At 41.7% G+C, this 20,654-nt stretch carries 21 protein-coding genes; 18 read left to right on the top strand and 3 right to left on the bottom strand.

Annotation, left to right across the window (positions count from 1 at the left end; genetic code table 11):
* Window positions 1-2 precede the first annotated feature (2 nt).
* Window positions 3-782, bottom strand: a complete 780-nt coding sequence (locus tag FOT42_RS00275; protein ID WP_151888577.1) for a hypothetical protein — start codon at window positions 780-782, stop codon at window positions 3-5.
* A 135-nt stretch (window positions 783-917) separates the two neighbouring features.
* On the opposite strand from FOT42_RS00275, the gene FOT42_RS17985 reads away from it, so the two are divergent.
* The 17 genes from FOT42_RS17985 to FOT42_RS00195 all read left to right on the top strand — a co-directional run bounded on the left by FOT42_RS17985 (window position 918) and on the right by FOT42_RS00195 (window position 17,333).
* Window positions 918-1,076, top strand: a complete 159-nt coding sequence (locus FOT42_RS17985) for a hypothetical protein (protein ID WP_192938283.1) — start codon at window positions 918-920, stop codon at window positions 1,074-1,076.
* 317 nt (window positions 1,077-1,393) lie between these two features.
* Window positions 1,394-3,064, top strand: coding sequence for a tetratricopeptide repeat-containing sensor histidine kinase (locus FOT42_RS00270; RefSeq protein ID WP_151888576.1), 1,671 nt, complete (start codon window positions 1,394-1,396; stop codon window positions 3,062-3,064).
* Between the two features lie 9 nt (window positions 3,065-3,073).
* Window positions 3,074-3,742: a response regulator gene (locus tag FOT42_RS00265; protein WP_151888575.1), complete on the top strand. Its 669-nt coding sequence runs from the start codon at window positions 3,074-3,076 to the stop codon at window positions 3,740-3,742.
* 201 nt (window positions 3,743-3,943) lie between these two features.
* Entirely contained in the window at window positions 3,944-4,762 is an 819-nt protein-coding gene (locus FOT42_RS00260; protein ID WP_151888574.1) for a M48 family metallopeptidase, read from the top strand.
* A gap of 6 nt (window positions 4,763-4,768) precedes the next feature.
* On the top strand, window positions 4,769-6,529 hold the full coding sequence (locus FOT42_RS00255; RefSeq protein ID WP_151888573.1) for an ABC transporter ATP-binding protein/permease: 1,761 nt from the start codon (window positions 4,769-4,771) through the stop codon (window positions 6,527-6,529).
* Window positions 6,526-7,485, top strand: coding sequence for a hypothetical protein (locus FOT42_RS00250; RefSeq protein ID WP_151888572.1), 960 nt, complete (start codon window positions 6,526-6,528; stop codon window positions 7,483-7,485). Before FOT42_RS00255 ends, FOT42_RS00250 begins: the two co-directional genes overlap by 4 nt.
* Before the next feature lie 2 nt (window positions 7,486-7,487).
* Window positions 7,488-8,420 (top strand): WG repeat-containing protein, encoded by a 933-nt coding sequence (locus tag FOT42_RS00245; protein WP_151888571.1) that lies wholly within the window; start codon window positions 7,488-7,490, stop codon window positions 8,418-8,420.
* 57 nt (window positions 8,421-8,477) lie between these two features.
* On the top strand, window positions 8,478-9,335 hold the full coding sequence (locus FOT42_RS00240) for a CsgG/HfaB family protein (RefSeq protein ID WP_192938282.1): 858 nt from the start codon (window positions 8,478-8,480) through the stop codon (window positions 9,333-9,335).
* Window position 9,336: 1 nt separating this feature from the next.
* Window positions 9,337-9,798, top strand: a complete 462-nt coding sequence (locus FOT42_RS00235) for a hypothetical protein (protein ID WP_151888569.1) — start codon at window positions 9,337-9,339, stop codon at window positions 9,796-9,798.
* Window positions 9,795-10,730 (top strand): DUF6175 family protein, encoded by a 936-nt coding sequence (locus FOT42_RS00230; protein ID WP_151888568.1) that lies wholly within the window; start codon window positions 9,795-9,797, stop codon window positions 10,728-10,730. Before FOT42_RS00235 ends, FOT42_RS00230 begins: the two co-directional genes overlap by 4 nt.
* 10 nt (window positions 10,731-10,740) lie before the next feature.
* A complete protein-coding gene (locus FOT42_RS00225) occupies window positions 10,741-11,793 on the top strand; it encodes a hypothetical protein (protein ID WP_151888567.1) in 1,053 nt (350 codons plus the stop codon).
* 52 nt (window positions 11,794-11,845) lie between these two features.
* Window positions 11,846-12,670, top strand: coding sequence for a hypothetical protein (locus tag FOT42_RS00220; RefSeq protein ID WP_151888566.1), 825 nt, complete (start codon window positions 11,846-11,848; stop codon window positions 12,668-12,670).
* Between the two features lie 191 nt (window positions 12,671-12,861).
* Window positions 12,862-13,845 (top strand): vWA domain-containing protein, encoded by a 984-nt coding sequence (locus FOT42_RS00215; RefSeq protein WP_151888565.1) that lies wholly within the window; start codon window positions 12,862-12,864, stop codon window positions 13,843-13,845.
* Window positions 13,846-13,995: 150 nt separating this feature from the next.
* Window positions 13,996-14,517, top strand: a complete 522-nt coding sequence (locus FOT42_RS00210) for an outer membrane protein (RefSeq protein WP_151888564.1) — start codon at window positions 13,996-13,998, stop codon at window positions 14,515-14,517.
* A 208-nt stretch (window positions 14,518-14,725) separates the two neighbouring features.
* Window positions 14,726-16,312 (top strand): hypothetical protein, encoded by a 1,587-nt coding sequence (locus FOT42_RS00205; protein ID WP_151888563.1) that lies wholly within the window; start codon window positions 14,726-14,728, stop codon window positions 16,310-16,312.
* A 36-nt stretch (window positions 16,313-16,348) separates the two neighbouring features.
* Window positions 16,349-16,882 carry a hypothetical protein gene (locus FOT42_RS00200; protein ID WP_151888562.1) on the top strand — a complete coding sequence of 178 codons (534 nt, stop codon included), beginning with the start codon at window positions 16,349-16,351 and terminating at the stop codon, window positions 16,880-16,882.
* Between the two features lie 199 nt (window positions 16,883-17,081).
* On the top strand, window positions 17,082-17,333 hold the full coding sequence (locus tag FOT42_RS00195) for a hypothetical protein (RefSeq protein WP_151888561.1): 252 nt from the start codon (window positions 17,082-17,084) through the stop codon (window positions 17,331-17,333).
* 229 nt (window positions 17,334-17,562) lie between these two features.
* Here the strand turns inward: FOT42_RS00195 and FOT42_RS00190 are convergent, their stop codons facing one another.
* Both FOT42_RS00190 and FOT42_RS00185 read right to left on the bottom strand, forming a co-directional pair.
* Entirely contained in the window at window positions 17,563-17,901 is a 339-nt protein-coding gene (locus tag FOT42_RS00190; RefSeq protein ID WP_151888560.1) for a cupin domain-containing protein, read from the bottom strand.
* A 161-nt stretch (window positions 17,902-18,062) separates the two neighbouring features.
* The gene (locus FOT42_RS00185; protein WP_151888559.1) at window positions 18,063-19,100 is read right to left on the bottom strand and encodes a LacI family DNA-binding transcriptional regulator; all 1,038 of its coding nucleotides are present in this window, start codon (window positions 19,098-19,100) and stop codon (window positions 18,063-18,065) included.
* A gap of 213 nt (window positions 19,101-19,313) precedes the next feature.
* Between FOT42_RS00185 and FOT42_RS00180 the strand changes: the two genes are divergently transcribed.
* Window positions 19,314-20,399 carry a mevalonate kinase family protein gene (locus FOT42_RS00180; protein WP_151888558.1) on the top strand — a complete coding sequence of 362 codons (1,086 nt, stop codon included), beginning with the start codon at window positions 19,314-19,316 and terminating at the stop codon, window positions 20,397-20,399.
* The last annotated feature ends 255 nt before the right edge of the window (window positions 20,400-20,654 follow it).

The following is a 20,654-nucleotide window of genomic DNA, read 5'->3' as shown; positions in this document are numbered from 1 at the left end:
ATCTATTGACCGCTGAATTTGGAAATGATATCCATAAGGGGCTCTTCCATCCCTGTCCCATTGGAGACATCTAACTGATATTCCTCAATAGCCGTAAAGAAGTCATCTTCAAAGTTCAATTCATCATCCTGAGGCAAAAACAACAAGGACAGGATGCCCAACCGTCTTTGCAATCTCTTGGAAGCCGATATCTTGTTTTCCAATTTCTTGATTCGTTGTTCCAATATATTTTCAAAAAAAGGCGCCAATTCATCGCTTTTCCATTCTTCCAAAAGCAATGCAAGCTGCTCTTTTGCCCTTGGACCCAAAACTTGCTTAAGCTCCTCAAGCGTATAGTTGTCCAGAACATCCATAAGTTCTTCCCTTTTGTCCTCCATAGCAGCGATTTTCTCCCTTACCCTTCCCCTGCTTTTACCAAAGAGTGCGTCTACCCAATTTTTATCTGGTCTGTTCAAGACAAAATGGGCCTCAATATTGTCTTTATATTCAATACAATACTCCAAAAAAGATAGTTTCGGGCTATTTTCCAAAAAAGCAACAAGCACATCCAAGGTTTTCTTTTGAGGGCGTCCCGGTCTTTGTTCAATTCCCTCCCAACCATCGACCAATTTTCGGCGGAGTTCAAATGCCCTGTCTATGGAGCGGGGGACCACAATCTCCCCATTTTTGGTTTCCTTATCAGCAATCTCCTTGTAGTCCAAATCATACTCCTCCTCTATAATACGGTCCACTACATATATAAAGCCCGGCAGGTAATCTTCAGTAAGTTTTGTAAAGCCCATACTGTAAAAGTATAAAAATGACACGGCCATTTCACATATGCTTTCCGTTTTGTGTCCGGACATGTCTGGACATGTCAATATAAGTCATTGAACATCAATCACTTTTGATTCATAATCTTAAAAACACCAGATATTATGAGAACAAAAATGATTTATTTGATGCTGTTATTGACTTCACTCTCAATTTTCTCCTGTACACGGGATTCCGTTGATGACGATACGGAACTTAGCATCCAACTTGCAAATACAGGGGATGATGAAAAAGATCCCGATAAGAGGGATGAAGGAGAATAACACCTGAATTTGGATGGACAATCCACCTGTTTTCCAGGTGGATTGTTTATATTTCCTACCAAACCAATCAACCCTTGAAAAAGTTAATTCCATTAGTTTCAGTCTGTATCATCCTCCTGTGTTGTTCCAGAAAAAAACAGGCTGGCAATGCTCTTTCCCAAAACGAGCTCATTTTCTTTGAAAAACTACAATCAGCGCAAATTGCGTCCGAAGTGAAATTGGATTTGTTGGATAGTGCACTACAAAGTCGAACTGGGAAATCAGTTGACACCTTCCTATTAAAGCTAATCTTAAAAAAAAGCAACTTACTGTACAATTTGGGTGAAAAAGACAGTGCTGCATACTACGATAGACTGCTTTTGCGTATGGCCACCAAATCCAATAATGCGCTTTATATGTCAACTTCCAGTAACAACATTGGTCTTGACTTGGATGGCAAACAGCAATACGACAGCGCTTTTCATTATTTCAACCTATCAAAAAAGTACGCCCTTGAGTCGGGGGACAGCCTAAGGGCTGCTAGAAGGTTACTGAGCATGGCACACATACAAAGTGATTTCAATGACCATTTTGGTGCAAAGGAAACTGTTGTAGAAGCATTGGAATACCTTGAAAATTCAAATAATACGTCACAAATATCACGTGCCAATGATATTTTAGGAACCTTGAACCGGCTATTATTGAATTTTGAGGATGCGATCGATTACCATAGGACAGCGATTGGGATATCCAAGGATGACGTGGCCATAACAGGTTACAAGAACAATCTTGCCCTTGCTTACCGGGACATAGCCGATTTTCCCAAAGCAATAGAAATTCTGGAAGCAGTATTGCAGGACTCCATTTTAGGCCGCAACTCCAATCGCTACGCCAGAATCATGCACAATTTGGCCTATGTCAAATGGAAAAATGGGGATGAGAACGTTGAGCCCATGCTATTGTATGCCATCAGGCTTCGAAAAAAGAATCAGGACCAAAGAGGATTGGTATCCAGTTATTCTTCCATGGGGGAATTCTATTCCCGTACCAAACCCACCATGGCCAAAAAATACTTGGATTCGTCCATATGGATTTCTAAAAAGATAAAAATGCCCGGGGGTGAAATCGATGCGCTAAAGACGCTACATAGACTTGAACCCGATAATGCAATGATACGGGACCGCTATATCTTTCTAAAGGACAGCCTATCCCAACAGGAACTAAAGGTAAAGACACAGTTCGCCAAAATGAAATACGACGATGAACAGGAAAAGGCGAACGTATTGCGATTGGAAGCTGAAACGGCCCAAAAAGAGGTACAATTGGCGCAGGAGAAGACCCAGAGTGTTTTATTGCTATCATTAAGTTCCATCCTTCTGATCGCTGGCACCTCCCTTTACTTTTTAATGCGTCAAAGGCATAAAAGGGAAAAGTTACGGGAAGTTTACAATACAGAAAAACGAATCAGTCAGCGTTTGCACGATGGTTTGGCGAATGACATCTTTAGTCTTATGACAGGAATCGAAAACAAGGGGGATTTCCATAAAAATGAACTTTTGGATGGTCTTGAAAACATCTATTCCCGGACAAGGGAAATTTCCCATGAGAACAGCCCCATTCGCATTGGAACGGAATTTTTGGAGGAATTGAAAAACTTGATACGGACATTTCAAGGGAGTGGGGTGACCATTGTGACCAAAGGCCTCGATGATATCGATTGGGAGGTCTTGAGTGAAGAAAAATGTGTGGCACTCCACAGGTCCCTCAATGAATTGTTGGTCAATTTAAAAAAGCACAGTAAGGCAACATTGCTTGGGCTGAGATTTTCGTACGGAAAAAATGTGATTCGAATCAATTACAATGACAATGGAATCGGTTTTCCCCTGGATATAAAATATGGGGTCGGATTGCAAAATACGGTTTCCCGTATCCACGGTTGTGGCGGCACGATTAAATTTATTCCGAATAGAAGAATCGGGGCTGCCATAGAAATTACAGTTCCCATCTAAGCAAAGAATATGTTTAAAAAAGTTTTGGTCGTTGAGGATCTGGACAGTATTGGATATGGCATATCGATAATGCTAAAACAAGAACTTGGTGTGCAGGAAGTTGTACTTTCCCAATATTGTGGGGATGCCTATTTGAAGTACATCAAGTCCGTACATGACCAGACTCCCTATGACCTGCTCATTACAGACCTATCCTTCAATGAGGACCATCGCATTGAAAAAATTGCCAATGGAAAACAGTTCATCAATAAAATCAGGGGTTTGGGGTACCGGACACCCATCATTGTCTTTTCGGTAGAGGAAAAGCCTACTGCCGTAAAAAAAATGGTACAGACCCATGATATTTCAGGTTACGTCGTCAAAAGTAGAAATGGGCTGAGATACCTAAGGGAAGCTGTTGAATCCATTTATGAAGGGGATAAATACCTTTCCCCACAAGTGTCCAATATAAACACAAAAAAAGAGTTGTTTGAGATTGAGGATTACGATGTAATGCTCCTGTCACATTTATCCAATGGGCTCACCCAAGAAGAAATAGCCCGCATCTTTAACCAAAGCGACATATCCCCCTGCAGCCTAAGTTCCATCGAAAAAAGAATCAACAGATTAAAGGATGAACTAAAGGCCAAAAATACCATTCAACTTGTGGCAAATGCCAAAGATTTAGGATTAATCTGACAATACGAAATTCCATTAAACGATCTTTTTGACATTTAGGCGAATTTAGATTTTATCCGCTTCTGATTACGGTTTCCCGTAAGGGTAACTTGGTAATGGGTGCTAGGTTTGTTCAACAAGGCATTTGGTCTATTGAAAGTCGTATGACACGAAACTATGTAGCCGCACGCCCTTGCATTGACAACACCAACGACAACACCAATGAAAATTCAGGAAATCCATTTATGGGCTCCCCTATGCCTTGTGTTTTACATAGGTGCAATACATGGTCAAACAGCCCCATATCCAACCAATGCTGACCAATTCAACCCGAGTGGGCATATTGTGAACTGCGGACATCTTTTTGATGGACCTTCCTATTACATCAAACAGTTGGAGAACAAATCGCTGGACAATATGTTCTCCCTGACCAAAGAACAAAAACGGGAAATCGGCAAGGCCAATTATGAACAGGTTCTGAAAAAATATAAACTAATGGACGACTTCCGGCATAAGGAAAGTGTGCTTCAAACCTTTGCCAACATCAAAAATACGGCCCATAGCCCCACAAAGTTCAAATTGCATGTCATAGCCTCAACCGACATTAATGCCTTTACGATGATCGGAGGGCATATTTACCTTACATCGGGTCTATTGGACTACATAGATTCCATGGACGAACTGGCTTTTATCCTTGGACATGAAATTGGTCACCATGAAAAACTCCATTTAGAGCGAAAGATCAAAAAAATCATGGCTACCTCTTCATTTTTTGGGAAAACAGGCGTGGAGGATTTTACAAAGATTGCCGTGGATTTGAACAACAAGTTTTCCGCTCCCTTCGATCAAATAAATGAGTATGAATCCGATGAATATGGCTTTGAAATTGCAAAGAATGCCGGATATGATGTCAACCGGTTTGCTGATTTTTTCAAAAAACTTGAAAAAAGCGAAAACAAATCCATCCTGACAAAGTTGAACTCTACCCATCCCTTTTCCAGTGACCGAATAAGGTGTTTGGAAAATTACATAGCCAATTAAGACCCCATGAAAGAAAAAGAGCTATCCATACAGGCTATTGGGATCACCAAAAAATACCCGAAGAACAAAATTGGGCTACAGCCCATGTCCTTGGAAATAAAACCCAAGAGCTTCGTCGCTTTAATGGGGCCATCAGGTTGTGGAAAATCCACCTTGCTCAAATGCTTGAACGGGGACAATCCTGCAACTTCAGGTGAAGTCTTTATCAATGGGCTTTCGTTGATCGAGAACTATGATCTGGTCAAAAAGGATATTGGTTATGTGCCCCAAGACGATATCATCCATAGGGAACTGAGCGTTTATAAAACGCTCTATTATGCCGCAAAGCTGAGATTACCGGATGATACCACAAAGAAGGAAATTGACCAGCGTATCAACAAGGTCTTGAAGAGCCTTAAGCTGGACCAGCACGACCAGGGCAACCCAAAAGGACAAAAGGATATAAAGGACAAAAAAGTAAAGGAATTGTCGGGAGGGCAGCGCAAAAGAATTTCAATTGCCGTTGAATTGTTGACCGAACCGTCCATCTTGTTTTTGGACGAACCCACCTCACCATTGGATCCCGAGACCATTGACAGTTTTTTAAAAAGCCTAAGGGAATTGGCCGAAGGAGGCACTTCCATTGTCATGGTAACCCACAAACCAGAAGACCTCAATTATGTTGATGAGATTGTGTTTCTGGGGGTGAAGGGGCATTTGGTATACAAAGGGGCACCCCAAAAAATAACGGAGCATTTTAGGGTGGATACCATCATTGAGGTGTATAGCAAGATGAGTCACCTGGATGAAGTGAAAAACTATTACACCGCACCAAAAGATGGTTCCGTTTCTGCAAGGGTAAATCCAAAACTGAAAAAAACCAAACCAGACTCCAGTATTCGCCAACTGTATTGGCTGGCGAACCGGTACCTAAACATAAAACTCAACGATTTCAACAACCTTTTGTTATTGCTTTTACAGCCAATTATCATAGGAGGGCTGGTCAGTCTTGTTTTTACGGAGTTCAGGATAGGGGTCATTTTTCTGACCGCCATTTCGGCTATTTGGTTTGGCGTGAGCAATTCTGCAAAGGAGATTGTGGGTGAAATGGCCATATACAAGCGGGAGCGTATGTTCAACCTGAATATCAACACCTACATCATTTCGAAACTGTTGGTCCTTTCCTTGATAGCATTGGTCCAAGTTGTGGTCTTTGTAGCCATCATCCATATAAATTTTAAACTCAATGCCATTCCAGAATTTCCTGAAACCTATTTAAGGCCTTTTTGGGAAAGTATTGGGTTCCTTTTTATGGTCTCATGTTCTGCCACTTTAATAGGACTCTTCCTATCATCATATTTCAGTACCACCGAAAAGGTAATGACCGTTGTGCCCATAACCCTTATGCCGCAGATCATGCTGGCGGGGGTAATGACAAAACTGGACACCCGCCTTATCGAAATTTTGAGCTTTTTTACACTAGGAAGATGGGGCACCGAAGGATTTGCCCGGTTACAGGATGATTATTTTAAAAATATGGACATCGCGACAGAAAGCGTCTTGATTCCCGAATTCAATCCGGATGGTTACCATAAAAACGATTGCAAATGTGAAGCCGCAAGTGCATTGGACCAATTGGGGCTCTACGACGAAAACCTGATTGACAAAGGTGTACTGATCGGCAATGCTTTCAACAACTTTACGGCCAATGCCATTGCAGTAGTGATACTGAGCCTGATCATGTATCTGTTGATCTTTATTTCACTGAACAAAAAAGACAGTATATGAAGAAGTGTATGCTTGCTATATTGATCATTACCCTCATGCTTGGTGCCTGCAGTATGGCCGAACCCGTGTTCGTTTCCAATGATAACCTACAATTCAAAGGCGTAAGCGACTCCACTTTTCTGTTTTCAGTCGATGCAAGGGTGTACAACCCAACCCATTTCAAGTACCAACTGAAAGAGTTGGTGTTTGATATCAACTACGATAATGAAATGATGGGAAACGGAAACTTGGTCGTTCCAAAACAGTTGACTCCAAAAGATACCACTTCATTGCCATTTCAGTGTAATCTTAGTTTGGCCCAACTCCAAAAAAAGCATGGGAAGATCCTAGCTGGGGAAACCGTTGATTTTTATTTTGTCGGAGAAGCATTTGCTGTACACCCCATTAAAAAGATTAAAAGGGCGTTTGAGATTAAGATTCCGTACAACATAAAGAATTTTATCGGTGAGCATCTTTTGGACAACGATGTGTTCTTTGATCAAATAGAAATTGAACGTATCAACCCATTTTCCCTGGGCAATCCCACCAACTCGACCATGCGCGTCACGGTGACAATTCAAAACAAACAATCCTTTGATTATAAGATCGAAAAAATCCAGCTTTCACTAAAATCCAAACGGACCAACAGGGTGGTCCTAAAAGGTGTCTTGGACAGCATCATTGACTCACCAAGCCTTAAGACCGTCAAAGTTCCTTTGGATGTAGAAACTGACAATCTTAACCTGCTCCACAATTTGAGCGGTGGTCTTTTCAATGATGAAACCAACAAATATATAGGTTCGGGATATGTGATGATCCGGATAGAAAAATATGGTTTTCAAATCCCCTTTTCAAAAGAATTTGATATCAACGGCTATCCTTTTGGTAGTCTTGAGCTTGGTCCTGGTTTCCTTAATGGTCAACCTAAGTGGACAGCGAATGGACAACCCTACGGATACAAAACACACCACCGGTAAAAATGAAATCCAAAAAAAGAAAAAAGAAAATTCCTGTTCTGATACTCTCAGCAGTACTGCTGCTCCTTGTCAGCGGTTATTTGTATTTCTCCATCAGCAACCGCGTCGAAGCGCTTGCCTTGGCACGAGAAGGAAAAAATTGGGGCTTTATCAACAAAGAGGGCAAAGAGATCATTCCATTTACATATGAAATGGCCTGGAAAATGTCCGAAGGGTTGGCCTTGGTGAAAAAAAATGGCAAATGGGGGTTCATAGACAAAAAGAATCTTAAAAAAATTCCCCTTTTGTATGAGGATGCCCTGCCCTTTACCGATAGTTTGGCCGCCATCAAGAGGGATGGAAAATGGGGGTTCATTGACCACAATGCCAATATGATCATAGCAGCAGAATATGACGATGCCACTTCATTTTCAGAAGGCTTGGCCGCTGTAAAAAAAGATAGGAAATGGGGATTCATCAACAAATCTGGAGAAGTTGTGATCCCCTTCACCTATTCCAGTGCCTATCTGTTCTCTGAAAAATTGGCCCCAGTCGGGGTAAATGGGCAGGAAGGCTTTATAAACAAGGACAATATAATGGTAGTACCGCCCAGATTCGACTTTGTCCTGCCCTTTGCCGAAGGGTTGGCACCCGTGAGCAAAGACGGGAAATGGGGGTTCATCGCCAAGAACGGAAAAGTCATCGTGGAACCAAAATATGAACAGACCTGGGGTTTTTCTGAAGATTTGGCCCCAGTAAAGATTGATGGGAAATGGGGTTTTATCAATAGAAAAGGTGAAGAGGTCATCGGCCCCACCTATGAGGATGCATTTGTATTCTTAAACGGCTTGGCTCCGGTAAAAGTTGATGGCCAACAAGGGTTTATCAACAAGGATCAAGAAATTATCATAAAGTTCAAATACGATTATGTGGATGCTTTTTATGACATCGACTAAGAAGGGCCAAAAATTAAAACCTTAACACAACTATACACAAAAATGAAAATTATGAAAATGAAAAAGTATTTATCCATCTTATTATTTGCTTCTTCATTGGTCCATGGGCAACAATCGACCATTGGACTGCAATCAACGCAAGCATTGAGCATTGATGAAGCTGTGGAGGCCGAGCAAGTTTGCCAAAAGATCAAAGAACTGATATTGAGCACCGGGACCTATGAGGTTCTGGATCGGGAAGCCTTGGGCTATGTCATCAATGAACAAGAGGTACAAAAACAGATCACCTCCATTAATGCGGAGGTTGTTGAACAAGGCAGGATCAAAGGAGCGGAATTTATAGTAGCGAGCAAGCTATTCAATGTCACCTATAAAACAATTGGTTTCAAAATACCTGGTTTGGGCGACAGTTCAAAGAAAGAGGGCATGCAACGTGCCATATTCAGTTTCTCGGTGGACATTTTGGATACCGAAACGGGTGCGACGGTCAATTCTGAAAAATTCTCCATAGGTACAATTTCAGACAATGTTGGTGGCATAACAGAAGATGAAGCCTTTAGCGCAGCATTGAATTCCAAGTCGCTCAATAACAAGCTGAGTGACTTTTTGAACAAATCCGGTGGCGGTTCCATCAAGCTTGTTTCCATTGAGGAAGAAAAGGGGGATGAAGCCTCGATGGTACTCATCAATTCCGGTTCCGCCACCAATACCAAAAAGAATGACAAATTAAAAGTTTATGAAATATCCACGCTAAACGTAGATGGAGAGGATGTCATTCGGGAAAAGTGGATTGCGGACCTTAAGGTAGCAGCTGTCGAAGGTGAAAAGTTGTCTACGGCCAAAGTGGACAAAGGTGGCAAGGAGCTAAAGGAACTTTATGAGTCCGGTGCAAAACTAATCTGTAAAATCGATTAAGATGAAAAAATTAGTAGGATTAGTTCTTTTGGCCCTAATTGCTGGATCGTGCAAAAGCACAAACCAGAATGCACAGGTAGCTTCGGCAAGGGTCAGGTACATGGGCAATGAGGCAAGAAACACCATTACGGTCAATAGTATGGATTATGGCAGCAATAATGAAGAGGCCATCTACAATGCAAAAAGGTTAACGTTTCAAAATCTGTTTTTTAGGGGCGTGGCTGGTTCGCCCTTTAATGACCCCTTGATTGGTATAAATGAGCAAGAAGAATATAAGAAACACAAAGATTACCTATCTGATTTTTATCAAAACCGAATGGAGTCATTCATATTGAACTCAAGGGAAAAAGTTGAGAAGGTAAAAGGTGGTCAGAGAAAAGCCAATATAACCCTTACCGTAAATCTAAGGGCATTGAGGCAAGATCTTGAGGATAAACAGGTAATCAAAAAATTTGGACTATGAAAACAATACAGCTATTCACGATAACAGTGCTTGCCCTATGCTCCTTTCAAAAGTTGACTGCACAAAGCGACTGCGACGTACTTACCGTTCAACCGAGCATAATGGTATTGCCAAGGACCAATGAAGGTGAAAATCTACGAACCATAATGGATGAACAGCCCGAAGTACGTGTGGCCATTTCAAAGGTGAAACAAGCCTTTGATGAAAGGGGTTACACCACAATGGACTTTGAGACCACCTTAAGGGCCGTAACACGGGATGAAACCGTGACCAGCGAAACACAGACCGAGTTCAAGAATAGGATTTTTAGAAATATTCCTTCGGATATTGTGGTTGAAATAGATGTAATCATTAGAGAAATTGTCACCGGTCCTAAAAGCGATTACGGGGCTACCCTTATTTTGGAAGCCAATGTTACTGACAATGGGAATTCCATGGCCAGTATAACTATGGATAGTGGTCTTAAGTCATTCGATGATAAAATATCTTTAATCTCGGTAGCCATGCGAAAAAAGAGCCGTGATGAAGATGATAAACCCGGCAAACCATTATTGGACGTTTTTCTGGAAACCATGAACGACAAATGGGCCGAAATGCGGGAAAAGGGCAAGACGGTCAAAATGGAGTTCAGTCTTTCAGAAGATGCTGAAATCACCATGGATGACGATGTCCCATCCCAAAAGCAAAAATTGACGTATGTCATTGAGGATTGGTTGGAAGAGAACTCCTATCATAACTATTATTCGGTCACTTCTACAACATCCACTAAAATCATGGTATCAGATTATAGATATCCCGTCCGTGATCCAAAGAACTGTACCAATATGACCCCGCGGAAAATTGAGCGCCAACTGGACCGCTTTTTTGATAAGATAGACCTTCCCGTGAAATTTGAGAACAGTCGGGGAACCCTTTACATCACAATTTTATAAATCAGCTATTATGAAAACTAAACTATATCTATCCGCACTTCTTCTTTTTTTAGGAGGCATTTTTTGCACTCGGGCCATGGGCTATGACAGATCAGAAGATGAACTGAGCATTTCTGTGGTTGTGCCTCTTCAAATGGAAGAATTGACCTTCTCACAAGTTTCAAAGTTGGAGTCCAAATTACTTAGAATGGTGAGTAATTATGGTATCGCTGGGGAAGGTTACACCAACAAGTTCATTCTATATCCAAAATTTGAAATATATGATCATAAAGTGGTGGAGGGTCTACAAAATGTACATGTAATCGAGGTGGAACTCAACCTTATTGTAAAAGAGGTAAAGACCGGAAAGGTCTATAGTGTCTTCAGCCAGGAAATCAAAGGTGATGGCTATTCCATGAAAGAAGCCATAGACCAAAGTATCTCGCAAATAAAAACAAAGGGGGACGACATCAAAGATTTTTTACAGGATGCGAAAACCAAAATCTTGGAATACTACCGTTCCAACTGCGACAGGCTTTATAACGAAGCCTCCACTATGATCGACCAAAAACGATATAGTGAGGCCATAGCCCTTTTGTATCCCGTACCTAAGGAAGTCGGCGGGGAATGCTATGCGAAAATCCAGAGAAAACTGGACCAGGCCTATGATGGATACTTGAACAAAACGTGTGAAAAGAAACTGGCCAGTGCCAAGACAGAAATTTCAAAAGACAACGATGATGCTGCGCTTGAAATACTGGGATCTATAGAAGCTGAATCCAACTGCCATACATCGGCCCTAAAACTAACGGCAAGTATCAAGTCAAGGGGAAAAAAGAACAAAGAAACCTCAAATGATGAAGAAAAGCCGGGCACTGGTTCTGAAACAACCGACGATGTAAATTCAGATTCTACGGAGACCATAGTTAAAAATAGAAACCCAGGTGATACAGAAACGACCCCTACTGAAACCAAAAATATCTCCCGTGTCAAAAGAAGGGAAAAAATGGGAGCAATCGCCCAATCGGAGTTTAAACGAACCAGACACCAAGGTGAAATGGATCGGGCAATGCAGGAAGGTTGATCATTTATTGCCTCGGACCATTCGCTTTTAATCAAAACCAATTATCAAAGATATGATCGGAAAAAACAGATTTTACCTATTCCTTGTTCTCCTTATCGGCCCCTTATCCGCTTTCAGTCAACTCAAATATATTGGATTAGCTCCCTTTAAAACAACCGATATAAAAAATTATGCAGAAGCAGAGGCCATTACAGAAAAGGTAAAAGAATTATTTACGGAACGGGAAAGGTTTACAGTTTTGGATAGGTCCAAATATTCACAAACGGCTATCTATAAGGAAATAGAAGTTCAAAAGAACATCGAATTTATTGAAGGTTTTGTAATTGAACAAGGGAAACAGAACGGGGCACAAGCCATAGTGGGCGGCAACCTCACATCCCTGACCTATGGGAAGTCATCCAACCTATATGAATGTTCCATGACTTTCAGCATTACGATCAATGATGTTGAGAATGGCAATGTAATTGCTTCAAGAACCTTCAACACACCCTCTTTTTGTTTGGTATGTGCTGGAGGGACGAAGACAGAAACGCTGTCATTGGTCCTAAAAGTATTGCAAAAAAAGATTCGCTCCTTCATTATTGAAACATTCCCCTTCACTGTGGATATAGAAGATGTGTACGAGTCTAAAGGAGGCGGAGAGATAATTATCATTGCAGGGGAAAAAGAGGGCGTTAACGAAAAGGACAAGTTCAAGGTTTATGAAATCATTGAAAGTGGAAATCGCACTAGAAAGGCCGAAATCTTGGAGTTTGATATTGATCGGGTCGAAGGGGATTTTTCCGTTGGCCGGATAAAAGGCAAAAAGTTTGACCTATTGCTTGAAAAATTCAAAAATCCCGAGGCCAAATTGGAATGTGTCACACTTTCAAATTAAGGCACTTCGTTCCTTTTGGGGGAACCGATACCATCCATGATTGTTGGAGCATTCCAACGAAACACCATTAATCGTTTTTATCTGCATTTTATCCAAAAACCAGTGGCCTGGATTCGCCAAGTAGGGATTTCCGTAAGGAAACCATTCCATTCAAGATTAGGTTTGAACTGATAATATCAAACCGAAAGAAAATGAAAAAAAACACCCTAAAAATGGCCATACTTCTATTGTATGTGGCCATCCCACTTGGTTGTGCCAAGGATGACGACACACCCAGAATCGATGAAGCTTTTGAAAACCTAAGTGATTTCACCACTACCGATGTTGAAACTTCCATTCCCCGATTGGAAATCTCCCAAACAGGAAAATCGTTGACAATCCTGTTGTCTGTTACCGATCAAAATGGCAAACCCTTGGAAGAATTCACCTTGGGAAATTATGAAATTGAAATGATGGCCAATGCCAATGTCGAATTGGTGAACAAGAACAGGATTGCACTTTCCGTTTTTGACCAAACAAACAATGATCCCTTAGCTGCTGCCACTACATTGGATTATTCGGGTAGCATGTCCAATCAGGATATTTTGGACATGGAAGAGGCATTGCGGAGTTTCATTGGAGTTAAAAACTCATCCGATTTACTTTCCATCATAAAATTTGCCTCATTTGTCGAGGAGGTACAACGTTTTACAACCGACCCAACCTTATTGAATGAGGCCATCGACATTGACCCATCAATAGGTTCGTCCACAGCATTTTACAGTGCTTGTGAACTCGGTCTGGACCAAGTGTCCCAATTGGACAATGTGCTACCATTGGTCATCGGTTTCACCGACGGTGCCGATAACAATTCTTCCATTTCCTTGAATGGATTGATCAGTAAATCAAAAAACTTGGGCATACCAGTCTATACGGTTGGATTTGGAAGTGCCCAACAGTTTAGTTTGGAAACTTTGGCCACTGAAACCGGAGGCCGTTTCTACTATGCGCCCTCAGGAGCAGATATCGCGGACCTATATCAAGTAATCGGCGGACAGCTCCGGAAATTATATATCCTGGAATGGGATATCGATTATCCAACAGGCACTGAGCTCACCTTACAGATAACAACCCATTACACTGCTGGGAACGGGGAGTTCACCGATGTGTCAACCAGAACTCTGATCATTCAATAATACCAATTCCTAATTCTTGCCCTACCCTATTAATCCAAAACCTCGAAAAAACATTTTTATTTAAAAGGGAAATGAGGAAAACCGTATGCATTAGAGGTATATCGTATGTAGGTTTGGGCAAACCAAAAAACGTTTAAAACCATTTAAATCATGAGAAAATCAGTTATCACAATTTGTACGGTCATACTCTTCACAATGAGTACAAATGCCCAAGAAATCAGTGCCCCAGGGGTTTTGGGAGCTGGCATACAAGCCACTAGCCTTAACTATGGAATAAGTGCCCGATACAATTTGACCGAAGTCCATGGATTGCAAGCTGTAATTGGAAGTGTCAACTACGGGTTTGGGGGTAGCGTCAGTGCCTTTAGCTTTACCGGAAGGTACCTATACAGTTTTACAGACGTCGGTAGCAGCAATTTAAGACCCTATGCTTTAGGACAGCTTGGCATCTGGACCGTAAAATACAAGGATAACTTCTGGGGTACCTATGCCAATGAAAGCGACTCTTCCATTGCATATGGGATAGGCGCCGGAATCGAATATGCCTTTGATGGGCTGGAACAGTTGGGCTTTAATATTGAAGCTGGCTACGGTGGAGGGTCCTTTGGCGATGGTCTAAGCTATTCAGGTGTCTTTTTTGGTGGAGGAGTCCATTATTATTTCAACCTGTAAGATCAAGAATTGACACAATAAAATTGGTGTTGAGTTAAGTTTGTTTAAGCAGTTGGGCCGATATGGCTTCTTTCACGTATCGGCCTTTTTAACCCATCCTTTGTCCATGTATCCCATCAAAAAGCTTTCATTATTTTCTTGCCTTTTCTTGGTCATTGCTTTTTCAAAAGCCCAAGAAATACAGCGTATACAAGATAACCTATTAACCGTGGAAACGGGCAGAATAACCTTCAGACAGGAACTGAAAGAGGTGGATGACAACTTAGTACGATATACCGAAGTGCAAATAGATTCAAAAGGCAAGGAAAATGAGACGGTCTATAATTTCAGCTTTGCGGATATAGATGAAAACACAGTTCGTGCATTGACCAAAAACGATGCTATCGTTATACAACTTTTATCAAATAGCAAACAAAAATTGATTCAGGTCTTGACTGATGGCGGTGACAAAATTTCCTATGTCAATGAACTTCAATTTTTGGCCACTGACTCCGAAAATGGTCGACAACTGGAAAACTTGATCAAAGGATGGATTCCTTCCGCCATTGCCCAAGATAAAAAAAGATTGGCCCTCACCGGATACAGTGACCATATGAAGTGGCTATCGGAAAATATCAGTGATGTGCAATTTCCCAATAAGCAAATCATTCAGAAAACCAACATTGGTGCAGTAGTTGGACAATTAGTTTTGGATCAAACCTTCAACTCCAAAAATAAATCCAATAACGAACTCCGGGAGTTGAATCTCGCCACCTTAAACCCAAACTCGGTAGGCTATAGAATTTCGGGCGATGAGTTCATTGTGACCGCTGAGACTAGAAGAGGCTTAAAGGGCATACGTTATGTGGAAGATGGCATACAGAAGAACTATACCAATGAGGTAGCCTTTTATGCAAATTCCATCATAAACGGAAAGGACATTTATACTGTCCTGAAGGCACTTATTCCGCTTGCCGAAGAAACCTTTGAAAAAAACCAAGTGGATGTCTCCAGCAATGAAAAGGCCCTTGATTTTTTAAATGGTGCCATCGCAGAGGTGACCACTGGTGAAGTATCTCTGACCCAAAGCCTCAGCAATGAAGATAATGTGGCACAACTGGAATTGACCGAAGCAGAGCCCAATAAGAGTACAACATCTGTCTATCGGTTCAATTTTGGCGACATCAATGCCAACAACATTGATTATGATGGCCAAAAAAATCGTCTTTTTGTTACACTTCCAACAAAGAAAGCGGTCAATTTTATTCGAAAAACTGAAAATGGAGAACTACAGAACTATACAAAAGAATTACAAATCCATTTCAGCACTATAGAAGATGCCATTGTAGGGACAAAAGCCCTAAAATCCTTAATCACTCACCATGAAACCAAAATGGAATCCGATTCCTATGTTTATTCTTCCGTTCCAAATGCCATCGCTGATCTTAAAAAATTGATGCAACAAGTAAGGGTAGACGATGACAGTTTTGATCTCTTCATTGAATTGATTGATGTAAATGGCAATACGGTCAAAGTAACCTCCATATTTTCAAACCACAAGAAAAGCGTTGGGACCATCCAGGAATTCAGTCTCAATGACATCAACCCAAAAAATTGTTCCATTGAGGTAAAGGGCAAACATGTACAGGTTGTGTTGAACACCAAACATTTGGAAAAAATAATAAAAACCTATGTTGACGGCGATATCAAACCCTATCAACACAATATCTCCATAGAATCCACAGGAATTGAAGAAGCCAGACAGATGATCCAAATCTTTGCCCAATTGGCCGCAAATAACAGTGGAAAAATATAATCTAAACTGTAATCATTGATTAAAATATAAAGAACGATGAAACACCCTATCAAGAAAACCTTCCTTATCCTAGTACTTCTCAACGCTATTATCTTCTCGTGTTCAAAAGATGAAAACGATGCACTAAACTCGTTGGAAGATGGAACAATGGCGATAACCATCAATGGAAAATCCCATTCTTTTGATGCCAGCACAACTCGTGTAGTCCATGTATCGGGCTCAGGATATTCCCTATTTTCAATCGTAGGGGTTTCAATCGGTATAAGCGGTACTGGAAACAATACGAGTATTTCTGTAAGTGTTTCCAAGAATGCCCCAATAGAGTTGTCCGATGGTTTAACGTTTATTTCGCCGGGCGATGATTTGGAAGTGGAGTATGAATCCTACTCCTTGTTTGATGACAATGATGGGATTTTGGCCTATTCCGATGACAATGCCGTCTTAAAAATTACAGACTACAATGAGTCAAGTGGTACAGTCTCAGGTGAATTTTCGGCCAAGGTGGCCGAAGGCGATAAATCATACGATATTACCGGGAAGTTTCTCAATGTCCCAATTGCAGGAAGCTAAAAAAAAGACGGATACTTATAGTATTACAAATGTCTGTATACTTCTGCCTTTTCTAGTATTAATCTTCTGGCCATCCGATAATAACGGACTACCAAATCCATCAGACACGGACAAGTGTATGGCCTGGGCCGACTCTTTATATGTTGAAGTATCCTGCGCTTCCCATCCCTACTCAGATTTCGGAACCAAAGTAGAACCCATGGACAGGGTAAAACTGAACAGTTTTAAAAAAGTGGAAGTTACCATGGCTACTGACTTCTTTTCAGAAGATGAAAAGCCCCTGATATGGTATTTCAAAACCAAGGGTGGGGAAATGGAATTTTTCACGGCTCCTGGTTTGCACCCTATTACAGGCGAAACATTGCGCAAAATCACACCCTATATCATTGAGACTTACGTGCCATTACATATCAATAACACAGACTCCTTTTTACCAAGAAACCAAGAATAAGAATTCGTTGGGGAATACCAGAACCCGCGTGAGGGAGTGCAGTGAAAAGCCCTATTCCATGGAAAGGCCTTACAACGGAAAGCCCGGTCCTTTGGGACACGCCCATACAAAAACCCACCAAAGGTCGGCAAAGAACAACAGGAAAAAAGGTGGCGAAGCTTTGCCTTGGAAGCACAAAAACCGGGCGCCCCTGTTCCAAGGCACCATAGGGATTGACCCTTCGACCACCTTACATATCCACCCTATCGCCCTCCTCCCAATGGAATGACACCACCAAGAACCTCAGCTCCTCCAATGATCGGTTGACAATCTTATGGGGCTGTCCAAGAGGCACCTTGATACCATCACCTTGTAAAAGAAGGATTTCCCTATCCTCCAAAAAAAAGGAGGCACGGCCTTCCAGAATATAGAAGAATTGTTCGGTTTTGACATGGTAGTGCAGTCGTTCCGAGGTAGCTGGCGGCATCCTTTCCTCTTTGACAAGGGTGCTTTCGGATTGCACCAAGGTCCAGGCTCCACAGTTGTCCCCCCATGTATGGAACGGGGCATTGTCCTTGCTTATGGTCATGTTCCCATTGGGTTTTTATCTGCTGTTCGCAAAGGCCATTGGTTCGGGCATTTTACCATCTCGAAATTTACATACTTGGGCAGACCCAGAAACGGAAACACCCAATTTTCACATAGCCTCCTCATTTGGTATATTGGCACTTGCGCAAACGAAATCCAATTTTACAGATACGTGATCAAGTTTTCGGAATTCACGATACCTATGGGCAACAGTTTTTTATTGGGCATTTCCTTGTTGAAGAGAAAATGTTCAATCAGATAGGTCAATCCAAGATAGGTTTGGGTCCTTGGACTTTGGTGTATCAAAAACGAGATCATGTCCTTTTTCAACAGATCGATGTTCTCATCCAATAGGTCATAACCGATGACCTTGATGTTCTTTTGGCGCTGCCCTTGAAGCATCTCCACCAGATTATAGGATTTGGAAGTGGTCACAAAAAAACCAAAGGCCTTGTCCTGGGACTTCAAAAAATTGACCAGGGATAGATCTGGGTTTGTTTGGTCCACACTCAAGGTCAATATGGTGTAATCCGCACCGTCCAATTCACTGAAATAATCCCTGAACCCTTTTTCCTTTTGCTGCATGTGAATCGCATTGTTCAGGGTTTCATCAAAATGGCAGATGACAATATCGTGGGTGTCGGGAACGATTGTGTGCATTAATTTGGCCGCCACTCTCCCACTTTGGTAGAGATCTAGGCCCACATAGTTTATGGCTTCCTCCAAAACTATTTGGCTATTGAACGTACTTACCACAATGCCTGCCGATCTGTAATTGTTCACGGCACTTATACTTTCTTTGTGGAATAGAGGCGAAAGAAGTACTGCATCAGGTTCCAATTCCAAGACCTTCTTATTGACCTCCTTGAAAGAAGCAGTGCTGGTCGGTTTGTAAAAAAACAGTCTGATGTCCACCAAGAAGGACCTGAATTCCTCCACAGCCTGATTAACCCCCTCGACACAGGGTGCCCAAAAGTTGTCCTCTTTTGGGTCGGGCAAAACAACAAAAATTTGGTAAACCTTATTGTTCTTTAAATTTCTTGCTATGGGGTTGGGTTGGTAGTCTATCTCACCAAGTATTTTTGTGACTTTGTCCAGGGCCTTTTGGGAAACCTTTCCCCTTTTGTGGATCACCCTGTCCACAGTTCCTTTTGATACTCCTGCCAGTTCAGCAATATCCTTTATGGTGTACTTCTTCATAATTAAGCAAATATATAAAAACTAAAGTTTGCCCATAAAAAATGTGCTCGAAAACACTTTTTTTGTGTGTTCGAGCACATTTTTTGGCCATTTCCTTTTTTTTTAAGAAAAAAACAAATACATTCGTTCGAAAGCGTCATCAAATGTTGATGATTTTTTAATAAAAAATTAAAGGGTTTTTGGTCCAAAACACGCACCGGTTTAACAATCAATATGAAAAAAATAATATCATTGGCCCCTGGAAGAACATGTCTATTCGGCGACCACCAAGACTATTTGGGCCTCCCTGTCATTGCTTGTGCCATAAACAGAAAAATACAGCTTACGGCCGTGGAAAATGGATTGCAGGTGTTCAATATTGATAAGCCTGACATCAACCAAAAAAGGACCATATCCATTCATGAGGACTTTGGGCATATCGAACAGGGAGACCATCTAATGCATGCCCTTAAAGTATTGAAACGGTACAACTGTGTGCCCAACAAGGGCTATGACATTGAGATAAAAGGTGACCTGCCCATCAATGCGGGAACATCCAGTTCCTCCGCTGTTGTTGTTTCCTGGGTCAACTTTTTGATCGAGGCCTTTGGGATAGATACCGAGGTCACCCCAGAACTGATCTCACAGCTTTCATACGAATCCGAGGTATTGGAACAAAAGGCCCCAGGGGGGAAGATGGACCAATACAGTATAGGATTGGGCAACATCGTATTCATCGAAACGGGGGACGACTTTTCATTTGAAGTCATAAATCAGCCCCTGCAAGGAATCATAATCGGAGAGTCCGGCATTCCAAAGGAAACCGTGGGGCTCTTGGGTGAATTGAGGGAAAAAGCGAAGTTGGCGATCCATGCCGTGAAAAGCAAGATCGAGGATTTCGACATCAAAACCGCCAAGCGGAAAAACCTTGAGGAATACCTGGGCCATGTGCCCGATCACCTAAAGGGCTATTTGTACGCCGCGGTGGTCAACCATGACATTACCCAAAGGGCCTTGAGCGAATTCAAAAAAACCGAACCGGATTTTCAACGGATCGGAAGGTTGATGAACGAACATCATGACATCCTAAAAAACATACTGAAGATCACCGTCCCAAGGATCGATGATATGATCGAGGGTGCCTTAAATGCCGGGGCCTATGGGGCCAAGATCGTTGGTTCGGGGGGAGGCGGCAGTATTGTGGCCCTGGCTCCCAAAGGAAAGGAACTCCAAGTGGTCGAGGGCATCAAAGAGGCAGGAGGAATAAACGCCTACGAGGTCAGTGTGGACACCGGGGCAAGGATACTTGAGTCAACATGAAAAGTCAACACATGGACCAATTCAGGTGATTCACTATAGGGAGCTTAAATTTTAACGTCGCTGAAGTTAAAAGGGGATTGTACTTGAAAACCAATAACAAATAACTACAAACTAAACTATGTATTATGAATGAACAAGCTTTGACGAACCCAGTAAAAAAACCGGAAAATGTTCCAGCACTTTCTGGTCGAAATACGTGACCCAATTCAATCTCTAAACATTAATAAATCACCAACGAAAAAAATGAAAAAAAAT

This window comes from Flagellimonas hadalis (assembly GCF_007785775.2).
In the GTDB taxonomy this organism is placed as follows: Bacteria; Bacteroidota; Bacteroidia; order Flavobacteriales; family Flavobacteriaceae; genus Flagellimonas; species Flagellimonas hadalis.
This window is presented reverse-complemented; position numbering and strand designations above follow the sequence as displayed.

Coding starts and splice junctions, on each gene's coding strand:
- FOT42_RS00275 (WP_151888577.1), bottom strand. CDS start 782: ATGGGCTTTACAAAACTTACTGAAGATTACCTGCCGGGCTTTATATAT.
- FOT42_RS17985 (WP_192938283.1), top strand. CDS start 918: ATGAGAACAAAAATGATTTATTTGATGCTGTTATTGACTTCACTCTCA.
- FOT42_RS00265 (WP_151888575.1), top strand. CDS start 3,074: ATGTTTAAAAAAGTTTTGGTCGTTGAGGATCTGGACAGTATTGGATAT.
- FOT42_RS00260 (WP_151888574.1), top strand. CDS start 3,944: ATGAAAATTCAGGAAATCCATTTATGGGCTCCCCTATGCCTTGTGTTT.
- FOT42_RS00255 (WP_151888573.1), top strand. CDS start 4,769: ATGAAAGAAAAAGAGCTATCCATACAGGCTATTGGGATCACCAAAAAA.
- FOT42_RS00250 (WP_151888572.1), top strand. CDS start 6,526: ATGAAGAAGTGTATGCTTGCTATATTGATCATTACCCTCATGCTTGGT.
- FOT42_RS00245 (WP_151888571.1), top strand. CDS start 7,488: ATGAAATCCAAAAAAAGAAAAAAGAAAATTCCTGTTCTGATACTCTCA.
- FOT42_RS00240 (WP_192938282.1), top strand. CDS start 8,478: ATGAAAAAGTATTTATCCATCTTATTATTTGCTTCTTCATTGGTCCAT.
- FOT42_RS00235 (WP_151888569.1), top strand. CDS start 9,337: ATGAAAAAATTAGTAGGATTAGTTCTTTTGGCCCTAATTGCTGGATCG.
- FOT42_RS00230 (WP_151888568.1), top strand. CDS start 9,795: ATGAAAACAATACAGCTATTCACGATAACAGTGCTTGCCCTATGCTCC.
- FOT42_RS00225 (WP_151888567.1), top strand. CDS start 10,741: ATGAAAACTAAACTATATCTATCCGCACTTCTTCTTTTTTTAGGAGGC.
- FOT42_RS00220 (WP_151888566.1), top strand. CDS start 11,846: ATGATCGGAAAAAACAGATTTTACCTATTCCTTGTTCTCCTTATCGGC.
- FOT42_RS00215 (WP_151888565.1), top strand. CDS start 12,862: ATGAAAAAAAACACCCTAAAAATGGCCATACTTCTATTGTATGTGGCC.
- FOT42_RS00210 (WP_151888564.1), top strand. CDS start 13,996: ATGAGAAAATCAGTTATCACAATTTGTACGGTCATACTCTTCACAATG.
- FOT42_RS00200 (WP_151888562.1), top strand. CDS start 16,349: ATGAAACACCCTATCAAGAAAACCTTCCTTATCCTAGTACTTCTCAAC.
- FOT42_RS00195 (WP_151888561.1), top strand. CDS start 17,082: ATGGACAGGGTAAAACTGAACAGTTTTAAAAAAGTGGAAGTTACCATG.
- FOT42_RS00190 (WP_151888560.1), bottom strand. CDS start 17,901: ATGACCATAAGCAAGGACAATGCCCCGTTCCATACATGGGGGGACAAC.
- FOT42_RS00185 (WP_151888559.1), bottom strand. CDS start 19,100: ATGAAGAAGTACACCATAAAGGATATTGCTGAACTGGCAGGAGTATCA.
- FOT42_RS00180 (WP_151888558.1), top strand. CDS start 19,314: ATGAAAAAAATAATATCATTGGCCCCTGGAAGAACATGTCTATTCGGC.